Below are 18,923 nucleotides of genomic sequence, written 5' to 3'. Positions count from 1 at the left end.
AACCAGACCCCCATTCTGGCACCGTCGGCCGGGGGTTGCGTTGCCTGATCGGCCAGATCCGGCCCCACCTGTCGGGGTGACCGGTACAATTGGGCCCATGATCAACAACGATGTCCTGCGCAGCGTGCGCTACTCCCTGGACCTGGGCGACCACCACGTGGTGACCCTGTGCCAGATGGCCAACCCGGCCTTCGCCGTGGATCCGGAACAGGTGAAAGCCTGGCTGCGCCGCGAGGACGAAGCCGGTTTCGAAGCGATGAGCGACAGCGCGCTGGCGCACTTCCTCGACGGCCTGATCGTGCACCTGCGCGGTCGCGATGAGAGCCAGCCGCAGCGTGCGGTGGAAACCCGCATCGACAACAACCTGGTGCTGAAGAAGCTGCGCGTCGCCTTCCAGCTGCGCGACGTCGATCTGATGGAGATCTTCGCCAGCGCCGGCTTCAACGTCTCCAAGTCGGAAGTGGGCGCCTTGTTCCGCCAGCCCGGGCACACCAACTACCGGCGCTGCCTGGACCAGATGCTGCGCAATTTCCTCAAGGGCCTGAGCCTGCGCCTGCGCGGCTGAGCACGGCCTCGACGAACGCCCGCGCCGCCGGTGTCGGCAGTCGCTGCCAGACCAGGTGCACGCGGCGGGTCGGGGTCGGCTGCAGCGGAATCTGTACCACCCCCTGGAACCCGTCGGCGATCAACGCTGGCACGATGCCAACCGCCAGCCCATGGCGGACGAAGCGCTCGATCAGTTCCATCAGATTGACCTCGAAGCGCACCGTGTGCGGCAGGCCAGCGGCAGCGAAGGCATCGTCGGTCTGCCGTCGCGCACCGGTGCCGCGCGGAAAGTCGACCAGCGCCTCGTCCTGCAGTTCGGTCAATGGCAGCCGCTTGCGGCGGGCCAAGCGGTGTGACGGCGCCAGCACCGCCACCAGGTCTTCTTCCTGCAGCATCTGGTGGCAGACCCCGTCCAGCCCTGCCGACGGCGCCAATCCGACCAGCGCCACGTCCAGCTCTCGCGACTGCACCTGCGCGATCAGGTCCTCGCTCTTGTCGACCCGCAGCTGGAACTCCACCTGCGGGTGCGCCTGCTGGAAGGCCGCCAGCATCGCCACCACATCGATGCCGGTCAGCGAGGAGATCTGCCCGATCGCCAGCAGGCCACGCACCTCGCCAGTGACGGCGGCCACGTCGGCGCGCAGGTGGCGCAGGCTGGCCAGCACCTGGCGTGCATGCACCAGCAGCGCCTCGCCGGCGGCGGTGGCCCGCACCTGCCGCGGCAGGCGCTCGAACAGCGTTGTGCCCAGTTCCTGCTCAAGATGGGCGATCTGGTGACTGAGCGCGGACTGCACCACGTGGCAGCGCTCGGCGGCGCGGGTGAAGTTGCCCTCCTCGGCCAGGGCGACGGCGAACTCGAGCTGCTTGAGATTCACGCAACCATCTCATTTCCAGATGACAGGGATGATGATGATTCATTTCCATCATGACTGCAGCAGGCGGACACTGTGCTCCCCCGCTTCCTGGAACACCGCGTGAGTCCGTCCCTTCCCCCTCTGCACCGCTGGCAGGTGCTGCTGATGTCGGTGGCTACCGGCGTGGCCGTGGCCAGCAACTACTATGCGCAGCCGCTGCTGCACACCATCGCCGATGCCTTCGGTGTGCCGTTCGGCCAGGTCGGCATGGTGGTCACTGCCGCACAGCTGAGCTATGCCGCCGGACTGATCCTGCTGGTGCCGCTGGGAGACCTGTTCGAACGCCGCCGCCTGATCGTGGTGATGAGCCTGTTGTCGGCAGGCGGGCTGGTGATCAGTGCCTGTGCACCATCGCTGGCCTGGTTGCTGGTCGGCACCGCGATCACCGGCCTGTTCTCGGTGGTGGCGCAGGTACTGGTGCCGTTTGCGGCCACGCTGGCCGCGCCGGAACATCGTGGCCGCGTGGTCGGCACATTGATGAGTGGCCTGCTGCTGGGCATCCTGCTGGCGCGCACCGTGGCCGGCCTGCTTTCCAGCCTGGGCGACTGGCGCCTGGTGTATGCGATCGCCGCCGGCACCCTGGTGCTGACCGCGCTGGCGCTGCAGCGCGGCCTGCCGCGATTCCACCACAGCGCCGGCCTCGGCTATTTCGCATTGCTGCGCTCGATCGGCGTGCTGTTCGTGCAGGAGCCGGTGCTGCGCCAGCGCACCCTGCTGGGCGCCTGCAGCTTCGCCATGTTCGCGATCTTCTGGACGCCGCTGGCGTTCCTGCTGGCACAACCGCCCTACGCCTACAGCGATGCCACCATCGGCCTGTTCGGGCTGGTCGGTGCCGCCGGCACGCTGGCTGCGGGCCTGGCCGGGCGCATGTCCGACCGCGGCCAGACCGGGCGTGCCACTGCCATCGCACTGATGCTGTTGCTGCTGTCGTGGCTGCCGTTGGGGCTGTCGGCACACTCGCTGCTGGCGCTGCTGGCCGGCGTGGTGGTGCTGGACCTGGCCGCGCAGCTGCTGCACGTGAGTAACCAGAACCTGATCTACGCACTGCAACCGGCAGCGCGCAACCGCCTCAATGCCGGCTACATGACCGGCTACTTCATCGGCGGTTCGCTGGGTTCGCTGCTGTCGGCGCAGGTCTACCAGCGCTTCGGCTGGACCGGCGTCTGCGTGGCCGGTGCTGCGGTGGCCATGCTGGCCCTGCTGCTGTGGCTGCCCGGCGCGCTGCGCGCGCGCCAGGCTTCGGTGACTGACTAGAAGCTGCCCTGCAGCGCCAGCTCCCAGCGTCCGCCGGCATTGCCCGGAAACAGCCGCTTCGCTGCGTTGTCGGTGTCATGCACGGTGGCGCGCAGTTCCCATGCCGGGGGCAGCGAGGCGATGGCACTGAGCTGGCCATGCAGGTAATCAGGCCCCTGTGCGGTGGCCAGCCAATACTGGCCCACCGCCGCTTCGAGGCGGAACCGCTCGTGCAACGGCACCCGCACACCCAGCTGGGCGTAGGTGCCGCGATGGCCGCCCGCCAGCGCGTCGTTGGAATGCGCCAGCTGCAGCCAGGCGCGCTGCTTCCAGGTCACGGTGGTATTGAGCTCGGTCCAGTCCAGCGCGCGGCCGGTGCCCGGGTACACGTAGCGGGTCAGGTTGGCATCCAGTGCCCAGTCCGGTGCCAGTGCACCACTCCAACCGGCCACCAGGTCAAACTCGCTGCGCGCGCCGTTGTCCGGCTTGAACGATACGTTGGACCCCCACACGCTGGCGTACCAGCCCGATGGGATCGAGACCTTCGCGCCGGCCTGCACCGCCGGGTCGCCGTCGCTCTGCGAGCTGCCGCGCCACACGTAATCGCTGGTCAATGCGGCACTGCCACTCACCTGCACCTGCGCCTGGGCGGTGCCGATGCCGAGCAGCCCTGCCAGGGCGGCCACCACTGCCGCCATCATCCCCTTGCTGTTCACTGCACTGTGTTCCTCGTCGAAGGCGGTCACGCCGCCGGGACCGCAGTGTCGAGGCGGTGGCCGTAACGGATCGAGGGTGCTGCCGGGCCCGTGGCGCAAATTCGGCGTAAATACCGCGGACCGGGGCCACATGCCAGCAGCGCGGTATCATGGCGCCCTGTTTCCAGGAACCAACCGCGTGGACGCCATCCTGACTCCGGTATCGATCGGCGAGCTGATCGACAAGATCACCATTCTCGAGATCAAGGCCGAGCGCATCGACGATGCCGCCAAGCTGAGCAACGTGCGCACCGAGCTGGACGGCCTGCTGCCGTTGCTGCAGCTGCAGCTGCAGGCTCAGCCGGCGCTGGCCGTGCTGAAGCAGCAGCTGAAGGCGATCAACGAGCGCATGTGGGACATCCAGGACCAGCTGCGCGACAAGGAAGCGGCCCAGGTGTTCGACGATGCCTTCATCCAGTTGGCGCGTGGTGTCTATGGCACCAATGGCGAGCGCGTGCAGGTGAAGAACGAGATCAACCGCGTGGCCGGTTCGGCCCTGGTGGAAGAAAAGCAGTACCAGGGCGAGTAACGCCACCTCAATCAGCGTCGATCAGATGGCGGAAGCGGAACAGCTCGCCATCGTTGCGGATGCCCAGCTTGCGGTACGCCGCTCGCTTCTGCGTGCTGATGGTGCTGGCTGCACGCCCACTGCGGCGTGCCATCTCGCCGGTGCTGCAACCGCGCAGCACCCACTGCAGGACGGTGCGCTCGCGGGTACTCAACCGTGGTGAACGCATGGACTGCTGGCGCTGCCGACGGGACTGGTTCAACTGTGCACGCAGCTCCGGCGGCACGAAGCGCCCGCCACGGGCAACCACGCTCACTGCCCGCAGCAGCATCTGCGGCGCGCAGGCCTTGGACAGGAATCCGCGCGCACCGGCCTGCAGGGCCAAGGACACGACACCCGCGTTGCAGTGTGCGGACAGCACCAGGATTGGCACTGCCGGCCAGTGGCGTGATAGGTGCCGCAGCAGTTCCAGGCCTTCGCCGCTGTCACCGATCGGCAAGGCGTCGACCAGCAGCAGATCGATCGCGGCCGCCTGCTGCTGCAGGCGCTGCAGCAGATCACCGCTGCGGCCGTAGCTTCCATCCACCTGCAGGCCCGCCTGCCGGGCCAGGACTTCCTGCACGCCATGCCGCAACAGCGGGTGTGGATCCAGCAGCAACAGGCGGCAGGGAGAATCGCGGGGCGACGGAAACGTGGGCATCGTTGCATTCCTGCAGAACAGGCCACTCACCCTAGGGCGCAGCCGACGCCTGCGGAATCCAATTCGTTGCAATGCCGCCCTTCCGCCGCGACACGGTCAGGTAGCGTTTGCCCAGCCGGAAACGCAACAGGCCCGGCATGGGCCGGGCCTGTCGAGGCATCTTCGGCGCGCAGGCGCGCCGAAGAAGCAATTACCAGCTGAAGCGCGGGCCGACGGTGTATTCCTTGTCGCCGTCGCGGTTCATCTTCAGCTCGCCGTTCAGGCCCCAGTTCTGGTTCAGCTTGACCTGACCACCCAGGCGGCCGTACCACTGGCCTTCCGGATTGATGCCGTGCTTCTTCGAGAAATCTTCGTAGCCGACCATGCCGTAGACTTCGGCGTGGGCACCGAAGGCGGTGCGGATACCGGCTTCAGCGCTGTAGCCATTGAAGTCCAGGCCGTGCTTCTGGTCGCGCTTCTGGTAAGCAACGCGGGCAACGAAGTCGGTGGTCGGGGCGATTTCAACGTTGTAGCCGGCGCCGATCTTCCACTGGTCCAGCTTGATGTTGGTGTGGTCGATTTCCTGGCGGCTGTACTCACCGAAAGCGTGGAAGTTCGGCAGGAAGCCGTACGAACCCTTCACGCCCCAGCCGTCGGCCTTGAACGCGTCGATGTCGGTCTTGGCGTAGTCGGCTTCGGCGTAGTTGTACGACAGGTTCTCAGCAGCCGAGGCGGTGAACGGCAGGGCAGCGGCCAGGGCCAGAGCAATCAGCGAATTCTTCATGGGGGTACACCTTTACTTTCTTATGGTGTGCAGCAGCGCCAGGGCGCCATCGCATCGGGAATGTAAATTCTCCGTTATTCGCCACAACGCTCCCTGAAAACAGCGGTCTTCGCATTGCTGAATTTTTTGCCTTGATTCAGGCTGTCTCTGGCATACGCGCGCGGCGCGCGTGCATTTGTGATTCGTCGTCGATTGCAACAGGAGGTTGCCTTGTACGTTTCCGATCCGCCGCTGATGCCTGTTCGCGCCGCGCTCCTGGCATGCGCGGCCCTGTTTCCGACCCACGCTGCGCACGCACTGCAGGCCGCTGACTACCAGCGCGCCGAACGCGTGCATGACAGTCACCTTCGCGGTGCGCTGCGCAATGCTTCGGTGCTGCCCCACTGGCTGGCCGATGGGCGCTTCTGGTACGAACGCGAAACCACGCAGGGCCGGCGCCAGGCGGTACTGGTCGATCCAGTCCAGGCCACACGCCAGATCCTGTTCGAACCCGATGCGCTGGACGCTGCGGTTGTACCTCTCGGTGCCAGAGGACCACGCCTGCGCTTGAGCAGCGTGCAGGTACTGGATGAAGGCCTGCGCCTGCAGTTCAACGGCGAGGCGGCGATCAGCTGTCAATGGCCACGCCTGCAGTGCGTGCGTTCGCAGGATGCAGCGCCAGCGACCGATGCACTGCCATCGCCCGGCGGTGATGCCTGGCTGCAGGTACGCGATCACAACCTGTGGCTGCACTCGCCCGGAACGGCAGCACGAGCGCTGACCAGCGGCGGTGAATCCAATCATGGCTATGGCGTGCTGCCGGACTTCACCCTGCGCGGCATTCCCCGCCGTCAGGGCCGGATGCCGACGCGGCCGTTCGCGGTCGGCTGGTCACCGGACGGCCGCTACGTGGCCGGCATCCGCTACGACGAACGCGCGCTGCAGGACTACCCCTATCTGGAAAGCAGCCCGGCCAACAGCGCGCGGCCGCGCGTGCATACGGTGAAGCTGGGGGTGCTGGGTGACACCCGGCAGGTGCGCGACAGCGTGTATGTGGTCGACACCCGCAATGGCCAGCAGCATGACATCGCCTTGCCGGAAGGCTGGAACACCCTCAGCGAAGCCGGCGTACTCGGCTGGGACGGCGACCGGTTGTATGCCGTGATCGCGCACTTCGGCGCACCGCGCAGGCTGCGTCTGCTGGAGATCGATGCCAACAACGGTGCGTTGCGCACGGTTCTGGAAGAAGCCAGCGACACCCGCCTGCAGCTCAACGTGTATTCCTACAACCGGCCAGCGGTGGCCATCCTGCCCGGCCAGGACGCGGCTGTATGGTTCTCGCAGCGCGATGGCTGGGGCCATCTGTACCGGGTGCGCCTGTCCGACGGCAAAGTGCTGCGCCAGCTCACCGGCGGCCAATGGGCGGTGCGTGACCTGCTGGGCGTAGATGCGGCAGGTGGCTGGGCGTACTTCAGCGCCGGCGGCGTCCACGGTGGCGACCCCTACGTGCGCGGCCTGTACCGGGTATCGCTGCAGGGTGGACCGGTCCAGCGCCTGGCCGCCGATGGCAACGACCATCTGGCCGATGCCGGCACCGGCGCGTTGTTCGGCGGGCGCGCCCCCCAGGCGCTGTCGCCTGGCGGTGGCTATCTGGTGGATACCGTTTCCCGTCTCGACCAGCCACCACGCACCGTGCTGCGGGCCAGCGATGACGGCCGTGAAGTGATGGTGCTGGAAACAGCCGATAACAGCGCGATCGTTGCTGCCGGCTGGCGCCCCCCACGGCGCGAGCGGCTGCTGGCCGCCGATGGGCGAACGCCGATCTTCGCCACCGTCTACATGCCCCGCGACTATCGCGATGACGGCCGCTTTCCGGTGATCGACGCGATGTACGGTGGCTCCTTCGTCAGCAATGCGCCGGTGACCTACGCCGAGGCGGTGTCCGCCTTGAATCCGGTGTCACGCGCCAGCCTGACCGAACTGGGCTTCGTGGTGGTCAGCATCGACGCGCGCGGCACCGGTGGCCGCGACAAGGCGTTCCATGACAGCAGCTTCCTGCACGGGGCAGATGTGCAGCTGGATGACCATGTGGCTGCGCTGCGCCAGCTGGGCGAACGCTACCGGGGCATCGACCTGCAGCGGGTCGGCATCTACGGGCATTCGTTCGGTGGTTACAGTGCAGCGCGCGCCCTGCTGCGCTATCCGGCGTTCTACAAGGTGGGCGTGGCCTCGGCCGGCAGCCACAATTTCCAGGGCATGTACGGCGGTGCATTGCACGGCATGGACCGGCTGTTCGGTGGCGTGCTGCCGCCAACACCCCTGGCCGATGGCGTGCCGGCGCCCTTTGCCGGACTCGACAATGCAGCGTTGGCCGGCAACCTGCGTGGGCATCTGATGCTGGTCTATGGCGAACTGGACGAGAACGCGCCGCCGGCGCTGACCCTGCAGCTGGCCGCCGCCCTGAACAAGGCCCAGCGCAGCTACGACCTGCTGTACCTGGCCCGGCAGGACCACGAACTGTTCCGCAACGACGCCACCTACACGCACCGCATGTGGGACTACTTCGTGCGCCACCTGGCCGGCCAGCAGCCACCGGAGACGGTGCTGGCGCCGCTGCCCGGTGGGCCGGGCTGAACGGGCGCACACAGGATGTCGATCCACGGCGCCCTGGTTCGTCGGGTACTTGAAGGCCGTGCATGCGGCACGGTCCATCCGGAGGCAGGCAATGAGCTACATCGATGGTTTCGTCCTGGCGGTGCCCACCGCCAACAAGGAGAAGTTCCTCGCCCATGCACGCACAGGGGATCCCGTTTTCATCGAATACGGCGCGCTGCGCGTGGTCGAGTGCTGGGGTGACGACGTACCGCACGGCAAGACCACCGACTTCTTCGGCGCGGTGAAAGCCACGCCGGATGAGACGGTGGTGTTTTCCTGGATCGAATGGCCAGACAAGCCGACCCGCGACGCCGGCATGAAGAAGATGATGGAAGACCCGCGGTTTGATCCGGCGACGAATCCGATGCCGTTCGACGGCGCGCGGATGATCTACGGTGGGTTCGTGCCGCTCTACGAGCTGACGCGCTGAATCCGGCGGACGTGCTCAGCGCGCGTCCGTGTCATCGCTGGCAGACGCATGGCCGGCGCCCAGTGCGGCGCCGGCGCCGAGGCCCACACCGCCCATGCCGGCCCCCATTCCGCCACCACCACCACCACCCGCACGACCGCCCTTGGCATCGCCATCGTTGCGGCCCTTGCCACCGCCACTGGCAGCGGGCCGGGTCGGCCCCTGCGGCGGTATCTGCAGGTCGGTCGGGATGGGGGCCAGATCCAGCGCTTCGCGCACGAAGTCGCGCAGCGAGACCACCAGTTCGTGGAGGTGCACCGGCCGCCCCTGTGCCAGTTCGTTGGCCGCACGCGCGGCCAGCCGCACCTGCTCGTCGGTGCCCAGCAACAGGATGTCCGACAGTGCCGCTTCAACCGCATCGCGGATGCGGCGCGCGCGATCCGAGCGGGGTTCGGCGATGCCTTCGGCATTTTCGCGCTGGCGCAGGTCGCGGCGATGGCTGGGATCCACACCCAGTTCGCCAGTGAACGACCCGCCCAGGGTCTTGTAGGCCGCCATCAGCGTGCGCAGCCGTTCGTTGATCTGCCGGTTCTCGCGCTCGCGGCGCTGTTGCAGGGTCTGCATCACCAGCAGGCGGATGCCCACGCCCAGCAGGGTGATCAGGACCAGGCCGGCCAACGTGGACAGCACGCCCTGCCAGGAACTGAAGTCGATACCACGCATGCCCGGGGCTCCTGCAGGAAGAACCTGCATCTTGCCCCAGACCGTGCCCCAGAAACGCGAAAGGCCCCACCACCCGTTGGGTGGCAGGGCCTTCGGTCACGGCGCGATTACTTGCGCTTGGCGACCTTGCGCACGGCCTTCTTGGCCGGAGCCTTCTTGGCGGCGACCTTCTTCAGCGGCGCAGCCTTCTTGGCGACCGTCTTGCGGGTGGCGGCAACCTTCTTGCCCACCGCCTTCTTGGCAACGGCGGTCTTCTTGCCGACAACCTTCTTGGCAGCAGCGCTCTTCTTGCCGACAACCTTCTTGGCGGCCGCGGTCTTCCTGGTGGCGACCTTCTTGGTAGCGGCAACCTTCTTGCCGACAACCTTCTTCGCAGCCACGGCCTTCTTGCCAGCGACCTTCTTGGCGGCGACGGTCTTCTTGGCCACGGCCTTCTTGGCGGTGGCGACCTTCTTGCCGACAACCTTCTTGGCGGCCGCGGTCTTCTTGGCAACGGTCTTCTTCGCGACGGCGGCCTTCTTGGTGGCAGCCTTCTTCACGGTAGCGACCTTCTTGCCAGCAGCCTTGGTGGCAGCCTTGGTGGTCTTCTTGGCAGCGGCGGCCTTCTTGGTCACGGCCTTGCCTGCAGCCGCCTTCTTCTTGGCCACTTCCTTCTTCAGGGCAACGGCTTCGGCCTTGGCGTTCTTCTTGGCGGCTTCCAGCTTCTTCTTGGCGTTGGCAACAGTCTTGCCGACCGACTTGGCAGCCTTCTCGGCCTTCTTGGCAACGGTCTTCTCGACCTTGGCCACGGCCTTCTTGGCCTTGGCAACGCGGGTGCCGGCAGCCTTGGTGGCGCTCTTGACGGTCTTCTTGACCGACTTCACGGCGTCTTCGGCGGCGTGGGCGATGGTCTCGCCAACGTTGGTGGCGGCTTCTTTGACGTTCTCGACGGCGTCGGTCACGACCGACACACCATTACCGTTGCTCATGTTGCCCTCCTGCGGGCCTTAAGTATCAAAACGGGGCGATGCTATACCGACATTGACGATCGTGGAACGGGGCGTGCGCCCGCAATCGCATCTGCTGCGACGGTAATGGTGTAGCCCAGCACCCTCTCGAGCACAGTGGGTTGACAGGAAACCCCTTTTTTTCAGTGCTGCGCCGCACGGTGCGGGTAGCGGCAGGTGCTGCCTGCGCGCACCTGCCAGAGTGCTGCGAAAGGCATGCGATATGGCGCATCGCGGCACCAGGATGCGCAGAACTGCGCAAGTATCAGCCTGTATCCACACGCGCTTCGGCAGACGTCGGCACATTGCGAAGCACGCCCGACGTTGTCGCCACCGCCCCACAGATGGCGACGCCGACCCGCGTTCCGGGCGCCCGGTTTTCATGGCGCATTTATCCAGATCGCGACACACTCATTCAGCTTGTTTTACCGTAGAGCCGAACGGCCCCCACCCACGCCAGCGAACCGACTCCCATGCGACCGCTTCCCACCCTGCTCACGCTCGCAATCGCCGCCGCCTTCGGTGGCTTCGTTGCCACCGGCATCAATGCCCACCTGGACAACCGTGCCGACGCCGCGCCGCTGCCTGCGGTACTGCCGACCACGGCGGCATTGCCGGCCTCGGTGGCCGGACAGGCGGTGCCGTCGCTGGCACCGATGCTGGAGAAGGCGATGCCGGCCGTGGTCAGCGTCAACACCAAGCAGGTGGTGCGCGTGCGCAACCCCTTCTTCAACGACCCGTTCTTCCGCCGCCTGTTCCCGGACATCCCGCAGGAACGCATCAACGAATCGCTGGGCTCGGGCGTGATCATCGACGCCAAGGAGGGCCTGGTGCTGACCAACCACCACGTCATCGACAACGCCGATGACGTGCAGGTGACACTGGCCGACGGGCGCACGGTCAAGGCCGAGTTCCTCGGTTCGGACCGCGATACCGACATCGCGCTGATCCGCATCCCGGCGCAGAACCTGACCGACATCAAGCTCGGCAACAGCGACCAGCTTCGGGTCGGTGACTTCGTGGTGGCCATCGGCAACCCGTTCGGCTTCAGCCAGACGGTCACCTCCGGGATCGTCTCGGCGGTGGGCCGCAGCGGCATCCGCGGGCTGGGCTACCAGAACTTCATCCAGACCGATGCGTCGATCAACCCGGGCAACTCCGGTGGCGCACTGGTCGACCTGCAGGGCCAGCTGGTCGGCATCAATACCGCCAGCTTCAACCCGCAGGGCAGCATGGCCGGCAACATCGGCCTGGGCCTGGCGATCCCCTCCAACCTGGCGCGCAGCGTGGTCGACCAGCTGGTCAAGCACGGCGTAGTGGTGCGCGGCACGCTGGGCGTGGAGAGCCAGAACCTGACCGCGCAGATCGCGCAGGGGCTGGGCCTGGGCGAAAGCCGTGGTGCGCTGATCACCCGCGTGCTGGCCGGTTCGGCCGCTGCGACCGCCGGCCTGAAGCCGGGCGACGTGGTGGTCTCGGCCAACGGCCAGCGCGTGGACAGCGCCGAAGCCCTGCACAACGTGGAAGGCCTGGCGGCGGTCGGCAGCGCGCTGACGCTGGACGTGCGCCGCGAGGGCAAGCCGCTGCAGATCAAGGCAACCTTGAAGGAACAGGCGCGCGCGGTCAGCGGTGAGAGCCTGGACCCGCGCCTGACCGGGGCCACCTTCGTCGACCTGCCCGAGTCGCTGCGCCAGTCCGGTGTCGGTGGCGTGCTGGTCAGCGAGGTCAAGCGCGGCAGCCGCGCGGCCACCAACGGCCTGCAGCAGGGCGACATCATCACCGATGCCACCGTGGGCGAATTCGCCGACCTGGCCAGCTGGCGCGCCAACTTCCAGCAGCGCCCGCCGACCCTGGTGATACGCGTGCTGCGCAACAATGGCCAGCAGCAGGGCCAGCTCGTGATGCGCTGATCGCCCTGCCGTAACACCCCCTATACCCCGGCAATGCTATTGCTGTCAGTCCAGGTCGGCACCGCCGACTCCCGTTCCCCCATCGCAACAGGAGTGATTCGATGAGCCCCACCAATACCGAGAACCTGAAGGAACACCTGGGTGAAGCCGGTTCCCATCTGAAGCAGGCCGCGTCGGCCGCCGGCGGTGCGATCAAGGGTGCAACCGGCGCAGCCGGCGACGAACTGCGCATCGGCAAGGCCAACGTCAAGGCTGAACTGTCCGACAGCGCGCTGTCCGGCCTGGCCGCCGCCGAGTTTGGTGGTGCAGCCGCCAAGGAACAGGTCGACGCACTGATGGACAAGGGCAAGGACCTGATCGACAGCGCCGCTGAGCTGATCCGTGAACGTCCGCTGGCCTCGTTCGGTGTCGCCTTCGCTGCCGGCTGGATCATCGCCAAGCTGGCCCGCGGCAGCAGCGACAAGTAAGCCGCGGCGTGAGCGAAGACAACGCGCAAGCGCCTGATCCGGCGGCTACCCCGCCGCTGGATGAGAGCATCCGCCAGGTCGGCGCGGCCGGTCGTGCCGCTGCCGATTCTGCCAAGCACACGCTGCGCTCGCTGCGCCGGTTGGCCTCGGCCGACTTCGCGCTGGCGCGTAGTGCATTCGGTCGCGCGCTGGCCTGGGCCGGCGTGGCGATCGTGTTCGGTGCCTCGGCCTGGCTGCTGATGGCCGCCACCCTCATCGCTCTGCTGCAGAGCTGGGGCCTGAGCTGGCTGCAGGCGCTGCTGATCACCTCGCTGCTGAGCCTGGCCGTCACCGGTTATGCGATCTGGCGGGTGTCCTACTTCTTCCACCACACCGGCATGCACGCTACCCGGCGCCAGCTGTCACGCCTGGGCCTGTTCGACGAACCCAGCGAAGACGATCCCGATGCCGAAGTGCAGCTGCCCGAGGGCAAGCCATGAAGTTCGGCGCGCTGCAACGGCGTGTGAAACGCTGCGAACAAGTGGTGACCGTGCGCCTGGGCGAAACCCACGACCACTGGTCCACGCTCAGCGACGTCTGGCGAAAGGGCTGGTCGCCGCTGCGCATCGTGGTGGTCGGCCTGGCCGGTGGCTTCATCGCCGGCAAGCTGGAAGTGCCGGGCAAGGTCAACGGTGCCCGCTGGCTGCAGATGGTGGGTTCGGTCTCGAACCTGTTCGCCAGTGCACAGGCGGCGTTCGCCACGGCGATGGCGGCGCAGGCCGCAGCCACTGCCGACGACGCGGCTGAGGAAGCCGACGAAGCCAGCGAACAGGCACAGGCGGCGGCCTCCGCTGCCGAGCCACGGCCGGCACCGGCTCCACGCTCCGTGCCGGAGCCAGAGCCGGAACCAGACCCGCGCGGACCGCGTCCGGCCGAAGCGGCCACCGAGCTGTCCGAACGTTGATCCATGGAATCCGCCGCGCCGATCGCGGCCGGCGGATAATGCGCTCCCCTTCCCGGTTGGTGCGTCGATGAGCGAGTCCCTCCTGTCCCCGTCACCGGCCGGCCCCGAACAGCCCGACGCCCCGTTGCCGCCACCGTCGCGTCCGCGCGGACCGATGTCGCTGGTGGTGCTGGCGACCCTGGCGGTGGGCTACACACTGTGGGCGGCACAGGACATCATCCTGCCGGTGCTGCTGGCGATGTTCTTCGCACTGGTCGGCAATCCGATCCTGCGCCTGCTGCAGAAGCTGTGGATTCCGCGTGCGCTGGGCGCTCTGCTGATCCTCGGCGCGGGCCTGGGCGTGACCGGTTCGCTGGCGGTGCAGTTGATCGGCCCGGCAATGGAATGGGCACAGGAAGCACCGCAGCAGCTGCGCAAGATCGCCCGCCAGGTGCAGGACCTGACCAAGCCGGTGCAGCAGGCCAACCAGGCTGCGGAGAACTTCGCCCGTGTTGCCGGTGGCGACAGCAACCGCAAGGTGCAGGTGATCCGCGCCCAGCTCGATGACCCGTACCGCATGTTGACCCGTGCGCCGCGGCTGGCCGCCTCGGTGCTGGCGGTGGTGCTGCTGACCCTGTTCTTCATGATCTACGGGCAGAGCCTGCAACGCGCGGCGATCGCCCTGTTCCCGAACCGTCAGCAGCAGCGCTTCACCAGTGACATCCTGCGTTCGATCGAGCGCGAGGTGTCGCGCTATGTGCTGACCATCAGCGTGATCAACACCCTGGTCGGGCTGGTGTTCGCCGGCGTACTGATGCTGCTCGGCATCGGCCTGCAGGAAGCGTTGCTGTGGGGCACGGTGGCTGCACTGCTGAATTTCGCCCCCTACGTGGGCCCGCTGATCGGCGTGGCATTGATGCTGCTGATGGGCTTCGTGGAATTCCGCGACCCGCTGCAGGCCCTGCTGCCAGCCGCCGCCTACCTGGGCCTGCACACCCTGGAAGGGCAGATGGTGACCCCGATCGTGCTGGGCCGTCGCATGAAACTGTCGCCACTGGTGCTGATCCTTGCGCTGATGGTGTTCGGCTGGGCCTGGGGCATGATCGGGCTGCTGCTGGCGGTGCCGCTGCTGGTCTGCATCAAGCTGGTGCTGGCACGGCTGGACGGCATGCAGGGCTGGGCGCGTCTGCTGGAATGAAAGCCCGCGCGGGCAGGGGTAGAATGGCGGGGTGAATTTCCCCGTCCAAGCCATCACCCTCGACCTTGACGACACGCTGTGGCCGTTCGCTCCGATCGGCGCCCGCATCGACCTGGTCCTGCACGAGTGGATGCGTGAGCACAGCCCCGCCACGGCCGAGATGTATCCGGTGGCGGCGATGCGCGAACTGCGCGAGCGCCTGTACCACGCCCATCCGCACCTCCATCACGACCTGAGCGCACTGCGCCGGCTGACCCTGCACGAAGCGCTGCACACCAGTGGTGCCAGCCTGGATCTGCTGGAGCCGGCGTATGACGTGTTCTTCGCCGCGCGCAACCAAGTCGAGTGCTACCCCGATGCGATCGACGCACTGGCGCGGATTGCCGCGAGGGTGCCGGTGGCGGCGCTGAGCAACGGCAATGCCGATCTGGAGCGGATCGGCCTGGCCCATCATTTCGCCTTCCAGCTGGGCGCGCGCGAACACGGCGCGGCCAAGCCGGAGGCGAGCATCTTCCACGCCGCCTGCGCCCGCCTGGGTGTTGCGCCGGCGCAGGTACTGCACGTCGGCGACCACGCCGAAATGGACGTGGCCGGGGCGATCGCCGCCGGCCTTCGCGGCTGCTGGATCAACCGCGAAGCAGCCACCTGGACCCATCCGCAGCTGCAGCCGGACCTGCAGTTCGACACCCTCACCGGCCTGGCCGACTGGTTGGATGCCAACCTCGACGCTGCCGCACCCCGGAGTACCTGACGCATGAGCGAGATCACTGGTTTCACTGCCGACACCGCCGCAGCACTGCCGCTGTACGTGCTGGACCGCGAGCAGTTCGCGTCCTGGAAGGACGGCCAGCCGGCCGCCACCCAGGCATGGCTGGCGTCGCAGGGCTTCACCGCCGGTGCCTTCACCACGGTATTGCTGCCCGGCGCCGATGGCCTGGCCGGTGCGGTGATCGGCGTGGGTGATCGCGCCGATGCCTACAGCTATTCGCATGCCCCGCACGCGCTGCCGGAAGGCAGCGTGTGGCAGCTGGCCAGCGAACTGCCGGCCGCCGAACAGGCGCTGCTGCAGCTGGGCTGGGGCCTGGGCAGCTACCGCTTCGATCGCTACCGCAAGCGCCACCGTGCACCGGCACGCCTGGTGGCTGAGCCGACCGGCGAAGTGGCCGACCTGATCGCCGCCAGCCTGCGCGTGCGCGACTGGGTCAACACCCCGACCGAAGACATGGGTCCGCAGCAGCTGGAAGACGCCGCGCGCGCGCTGGCCGATGCGCACGGTGCGCAGGTCGAGGCGATCACCGGCGATGAACTGCTGAAGCAGAACTTCCCGGCCATCCATGCCGTCGGCCGCGCCTCGCACCGCGCACCGCGCCTGGTCGTGCTGCGCTGGGGCAAGGACACCGATCCGGCACTGGTGCTGGTCGGCAAGGGCGTGTGCTTCGATACCGGCGGCCTGGACATCAAACCGGCCGACGGCATGCGCAACATGAAGAAGGACATGGGCGGTGCCGCGCATGCACTGGCCCTGGCAGGCCTGGTGATGGCGCGCGGCCTGCCGGTGCGCCTGACCCTGCTGGTGCCGGCGGTGGAAAACGCGATCGGCCCCGATGCCTTCCGCCCGGGCGAAGTGATCGCCACCCGCAAGGGCCTGAGCGTGGAGATCGACAACACCGACGCCGAAGGCCGCGTGATCCTGTGCGATGCGCTGACCTTCGCCAGCGAACAGAAGCCGGACCTGGTACTGGACTTCGCCACCCTTACCGGCGCTGCGCGCATCGCGCTGGGCCCGGACCTGCCGGCGCTCTTCAGCAACGACGACAGCGTGGCGCAGCAGTGGCTGCAGGCCGGCGACGCGACCCGCGACCCGGTCTGGCGCATGCCGCTGTGGCGCCCCTACCTGCGTTACCTGAGCAGCGGCATCGCCGACCTGGCCAACGCCGGTTCGCGCATGGCCGGCTCGGTGACCGCCGCGCTGTACCTGGAACGCTTCCTGGAAGACGGCCAGCGCTGGGCGCATCTGGACGTGTATGCCTGGAACGACGGCGAACGCCCGGGCCGGCCGGCTGGCGGTGAAGCACTGGCGCTGCGTTCGGCGTGGGCGATGCTGAAGCAGCGCTACAGCTGATCGGGTGGGTGCCGACCTTGGTCGGCACGCCGTCCCCGGCAAACTTGACGAAAAATTGAATACCGGGCCTGGAAGGGTTCTGCGAGGATGTGTGGGTCGACCACCCACACGCTCCGTGAAGGCAGGACTCCGACCATGTCGCTCTTCCGCTACACCCGCGCCGGCCAGACACCGGGCGCGCCGCGCAAGCATTCCCCCCTGCTCTGGATCGCACTGATCGCACTCATTCTGGGTGCGGTGGCGCTGGCCTTCGCCTGGTTGGCCGGCTGGATTGGCGGCCGCCTGACCGCGCAGCGCTTCACCGACACCATCGAGGCCACCGGCCCGGCCCATCCGGGCTTCCGCCGTGCGCACAGCAAGGGCGCGTGTGTAAGCGGTTGGTTCGAACCCAGTGCGCAGGCCCCCACCCTGTCCAGCGCACGGGTATTCTCGCAGCGCCGCGTGCCGGTGATGGGCCGCCTGTCGATCGGCGGCGGCGACCCGTACGGCGCCGACAACACCGCGCGCGTACGCAGCCTCGCGGTGCAGATGGTCAGCGATGATGGCCAGGAATGGCGCATGGCGATGAACAGCTTCCCGTTCTTCGCCGTGCCCAACGCCGAGGCGTTCTACGAGCAGACGCGCGCCTCCATCCCGGACCCGGCCACCGGCAAGCCCGACCCGCAGAAAATGGCCGCGGTGCTGGCGAAATACCCCAGTGCACAAGCGTTCCAGCAGTGGGCCAAGACCGCGCCGTGGACCAGCAGCTGGGCTGACACCACCTTCAACAGCGTCAACAGCTTCTGGTTCACCAACGCGCAGGGCCAGAAACGCGCGGTGCGCTGGCGCTGGCAGCCGCAGGCGCCGGTGGTGGAGATGGATGCGGAAACGCGCAAGAACGCCAGCGTCGATTTCCTCAGCCAGGAACTGCAGCAGCGCCTGGCCAGCGGCCCGGTGCGCTGGAACCTGGTCGTGACCACCGCCGAGCCCGGCGATGCCATCGATGATCCGTCGGTGCCGTGGCCTGAGTCGCGTGATCAGGTGGTGGCCGGCGTACTCAGCCTGGACCGCACGCAGTCGCAGGAACAGGGCGCGTGCGGCCAGATCAACTTCGATCCGCTGATCCTGCCCAGTGGCGTGCGTGGCAGTGACGATCCGATCCTGGCGGCCCGCTCCGCCGTGTACTCGCAGTCCTTCAACCGCCGCGAACGCGAGCGCGCCACCGGCAACGTCGAGCAACCGAAGGAGGCCGCACGATGAGCACCGGCAACGGCCACTTCAACCTGCTCGCGCGCGTGCTGCACTGGTCCATGGCGCTGATGATCATCGCCATGCTGTTCATCGGCGTGACCATGGTCGCCTCGCTGCACCTGCGGCCGATGCTGATCGACCTGCACCGCCCATTGGGCATCGCCATCGGCGTACTGGTGCTGTTGCGCCTGTACAACCGGCTGCGCCATCGCCCGCCGCCACTGCCGGCGGATCTTCCGGTGTGGCAGGTGATGGCGGCCAAGGCCTCGCACTGGATGCTGTACGCGCTGATGCTGGCGATGCCGCTGATCGGCTGGGCGATGCTGTCGGCCGGCGGTTACCCGATCGTGCTGTGGGGCGGCCTGCACCTGCCGCCGATCGTACCGCACACCCCGGCGCTGTATGCCGCGTTGCGTAACGCGCACAGCCTGCTGGCCTATGTGTTGTTCGCCACGGTGCTGATGCATGTGGGTGCGGCGCTGTTCCACCTGTGGGTGCGGCGCGATGGCGTGTTCCAGGCGATGGCGCGCGGGAAGGATTGATCGGGTTCGCCGGGAGTTCCCGGCGGATCGTTTCCGCGACCGCGGGGGGTGTCACTTTTCTTTTCGCGCGAAAAGAAAAGTAACCAAAAGAAACGCGCCGCCAGAGCGCGAGCCGGTGCTGCGCACCGGTGCCCCGTGCTTCTCGGTGAATCAGGGGACGGCGCCGAACTCGCTGCGCTCAAGCAGCGGCGCCTCTTCGCCCCTGATTCCCCTGCGATGCTCGGCTCGCTCAAGGCGGACCCAAGGTCAAATGCCACAGCTGCACCCAGTAGATCCACGCCATGCGTGGATGCCGTTGCCGTTGCCGTTGCCGTTGCCGTTGACCTTGACCTTGACCTTGACCTTCCAGTCCGCATTCAAGCGA

General features: G+C 67.4%; 20 protein-coding genes. 14 read left to right on the top strand and 6 right to left on the bottom strand.

What is annotated here, in order from left to right:
* The first annotated feature begins 97 nt into the window (after positions 1–97).
* Positions 98–565 carry a DUF1456 family protein gene (locus QRO95_RS00375; RefSeq protein ID WP_285301464.1) on the top strand — a complete coding sequence of 156 codons (468 nt, stop codon included), beginning with the start codon at positions 98–100 and terminating at the stop codon, positions 563–565.
* On the opposite strand, the gene QRO95_RS00370 is transcribed toward QRO95_RS00375, so the two are convergent.
* Positions 534–1,421: a LysR family transcriptional regulator gene (locus QRO95_RS00370; protein ID WP_285301463.1), complete on the bottom strand. Its 888-nt coding sequence runs from the start codon at positions 1,419–1,421 to the stop codon at positions 534–536. The genes QRO95_RS00375 and QRO95_RS00370 overlap by 32 nt on opposite strands.
* Positions 1,422–1,565: 144 nt before the next feature.
* Here QRO95_RS00370 and QRO95_RS00365 point away from each other — a divergent pair, with 144 nt between their 5' ends.
* Positions 1,566–2,714 (top strand): MFS transporter, encoded by a 1,149-nt coding sequence (locus QRO95_RS00365; protein ID WP_343237319.1) that lies wholly within the window; start codon positions 1,566–1,568, stop codon positions 2,712–2,714.
* Here the strand turns inward: QRO95_RS00365 and QRO95_RS00360 are convergent.
* On the bottom strand, positions 2,711–3,409 hold the full coding sequence (locus QRO95_RS00360; RefSeq protein WP_285301521.1) for a TorF family putative porin: 699 nt from the start codon (positions 3,407–3,409) through the stop codon (positions 2,711–2,713). The two genes, QRO95_RS00365 and QRO95_RS00360, sit on opposite strands and share 4 nt — an antisense overlap.
* A gap of 178 nt (positions 3,410–3,587) precedes the next feature.
* Here QRO95_RS00360 and QRO95_RS00355 point away from each other — a divergent pair, with 178 nt between their 5' ends.
* Entirely contained in the window at positions 3,588–3,977 is a 390-nt protein-coding gene (locus tag QRO95_RS00355; protein WP_032130333.1) for a DUF6165 family protein, read from the top strand.
* Positions 3,978–3,984: 7 nt separating this feature from the next.
* On the opposite strand, the gene QRO95_RS00350 is transcribed toward QRO95_RS00355, so the two are convergent.
* Both QRO95_RS00350 and QRO95_RS00345 read right to left on the bottom strand, forming a co-directional pair.
* The gene (locus QRO95_RS00350; RefSeq protein ID WP_049398097.1) at positions 3,985–4,656 is read right to left on the bottom strand and encodes a response regulator transcription factor; all 672 of its coding nucleotides are present in this window, start codon (positions 4,654–4,656) and stop codon (positions 3,985–3,987) included.
* Between the two features lie 190 nt (positions 4,657–4,846).
* Positions 4,847–5,419, bottom strand: a complete 573-nt coding sequence (locus tag QRO95_RS00345; protein ID WP_032130335.1) for an Ax21 family protein — start codon at positions 5,417–5,419, stop codon at positions 4,847–4,849.
* A 210-nt stretch (positions 5,420–5,629) separates the two neighbouring features.
* On the opposite strand from QRO95_RS00345, the gene QRO95_RS00340 reads away from it, so the two are divergent.
* Together QRO95_RS00340 and QRO95_RS00335 are read left to right on the top strand one after the other, a co-directional pair.
* Positions 5,630–8,032: a DPP IV N-terminal domain-containing protein gene (locus tag QRO95_RS00340; RefSeq protein ID WP_285301460.1), complete on the top strand. Its 2,403-nt coding sequence runs from the start codon at positions 5,630–5,632 to the stop codon at positions 8,030–8,032.
* 91 nt (positions 8,033–8,123) lie between these two features.
* Complete coding sequence (locus tag QRO95_RS00335) at positions 8,124–8,483, top strand: DUF1428 domain-containing protein (RefSeq protein ID WP_032130337.1); 360 nt, start codon at positions 8,124–8,126, stop codon at positions 8,481–8,483.
* 15 nt (positions 8,484–8,498) lie between these two features.
* On the opposite strand, the gene QRO95_RS00330 is transcribed toward QRO95_RS00335, so the two are convergent.
* Positions 8,499–9,185, bottom strand: a complete 687-nt coding sequence (locus tag QRO95_RS00330; protein ID WP_285301457.1) for a hypothetical protein — start codon at positions 9,183–9,185, stop codon at positions 8,499–8,501.
* A 107-nt stretch (positions 9,186–9,292) separates the two neighbouring features.
* Complete coding sequence (locus QRO95_RS00325; protein WP_285301456.1) at positions 9,293–10,153, bottom strand: histone; 861 nt, start codon at positions 10,151–10,153, stop codon at positions 9,293–9,295.
* 491 nt (positions 10,154–10,644) lie between these two features.
* On the opposite strand from QRO95_RS00325, the gene QRO95_RS00320 reads away from it, so the two are divergent.
* From QRO95_RS00320 to QRO95_RS00280, 9 genes are all read left to right on the top strand, one after another.
* Complete coding sequence (locus tag QRO95_RS00320) at positions 10,645–12,078, top strand: Do family serine endopeptidase (protein WP_285301454.1); 1,434 nt, start codon at positions 10,645–10,647, stop codon at positions 12,076–12,078.
* Between the two features lie 101 nt (positions 12,079–12,179).
* Positions 12,180–12,545: a hypothetical protein gene (locus QRO95_RS00315; protein WP_032128158.1), complete on the top strand. Its 366-nt coding sequence runs from the start codon at positions 12,180–12,182 to the stop codon at positions 12,543–12,545.
* An 8-nt stretch (positions 12,546–12,553) separates the two neighbouring features.
* Positions 12,554–13,024, top strand: coding sequence for a phage holin family protein (locus tag QRO95_RS00310; protein ID WP_049398102.1), 471 nt, complete (start codon positions 12,554–12,556; stop codon positions 13,022–13,024).
* A complete protein-coding gene (locus tag QRO95_RS00305; RefSeq protein WP_164080585.1) occupies positions 13,021–13,488 on the top strand; it encodes a protein sip-5 in 468 nt (155 codons plus the stop codon). Before QRO95_RS00310 ends, QRO95_RS00305 begins: the two co-directional genes overlap by 4 nt.
* A 67-nt stretch (positions 13,489–13,555) precedes the next feature.
* A complete protein-coding gene (locus tag QRO95_RS00300; protein WP_032128161.1) occupies positions 13,556–14,665 on the top strand; it encodes an AI-2E family transporter in 1,110 nt (369 codons plus the stop codon).
* Between the two features lie 31 nt (positions 14,666–14,696).
* A complete protein-coding gene (locus QRO95_RS00295) occupies positions 14,697–15,416 on the top strand; it encodes an HAD family hydrolase (RefSeq protein WP_032128162.1) in 720 nt (239 codons plus the stop codon).
* Positions 15,417–15,419: 3 nt separating this feature from the next.
* A complete protein-coding gene (locus QRO95_RS00290) occupies positions 15,420–16,787 on the top strand; it encodes a M17 family metallopeptidase (protein ID WP_032128163.1) in 1,368 nt (455 codons plus the stop codon).
* Between the two features lie 135 nt (positions 16,788–16,922).
* A complete protein-coding gene (locus tag QRO95_RS00285) occupies positions 16,923–18,026 on the top strand; it encodes a catalase family peroxidase (RefSeq protein ID WP_285301449.1) in 1,104 nt (367 codons plus the stop codon).
* Positions 18,023–18,559: a cytochrome b gene (locus QRO95_RS00280; protein WP_012509795.1), complete on the top strand. Its 537-nt coding sequence runs from the start codon at positions 18,023–18,025 to the stop codon at positions 18,557–18,559. Before QRO95_RS00285 ends, QRO95_RS00280 begins: the two co-directional genes overlap by 4 nt.
* Positions 18,560–18,923: the final 364 nt, after the last annotated feature.

The organism is Stenotrophomonas maltophilia group sp. Smal13, from assembly GCF_030236855.1.
Classification (GTDB): Bacteria; Pseudomonadota; Gammaproteobacteria; order Xanthomonadales; family Xanthomonadaceae; genus Stenotrophomonas; species Stenotrophomonas maltophilia_A.
This window is presented reverse-complemented; position numbering and strand designations above follow the sequence as displayed.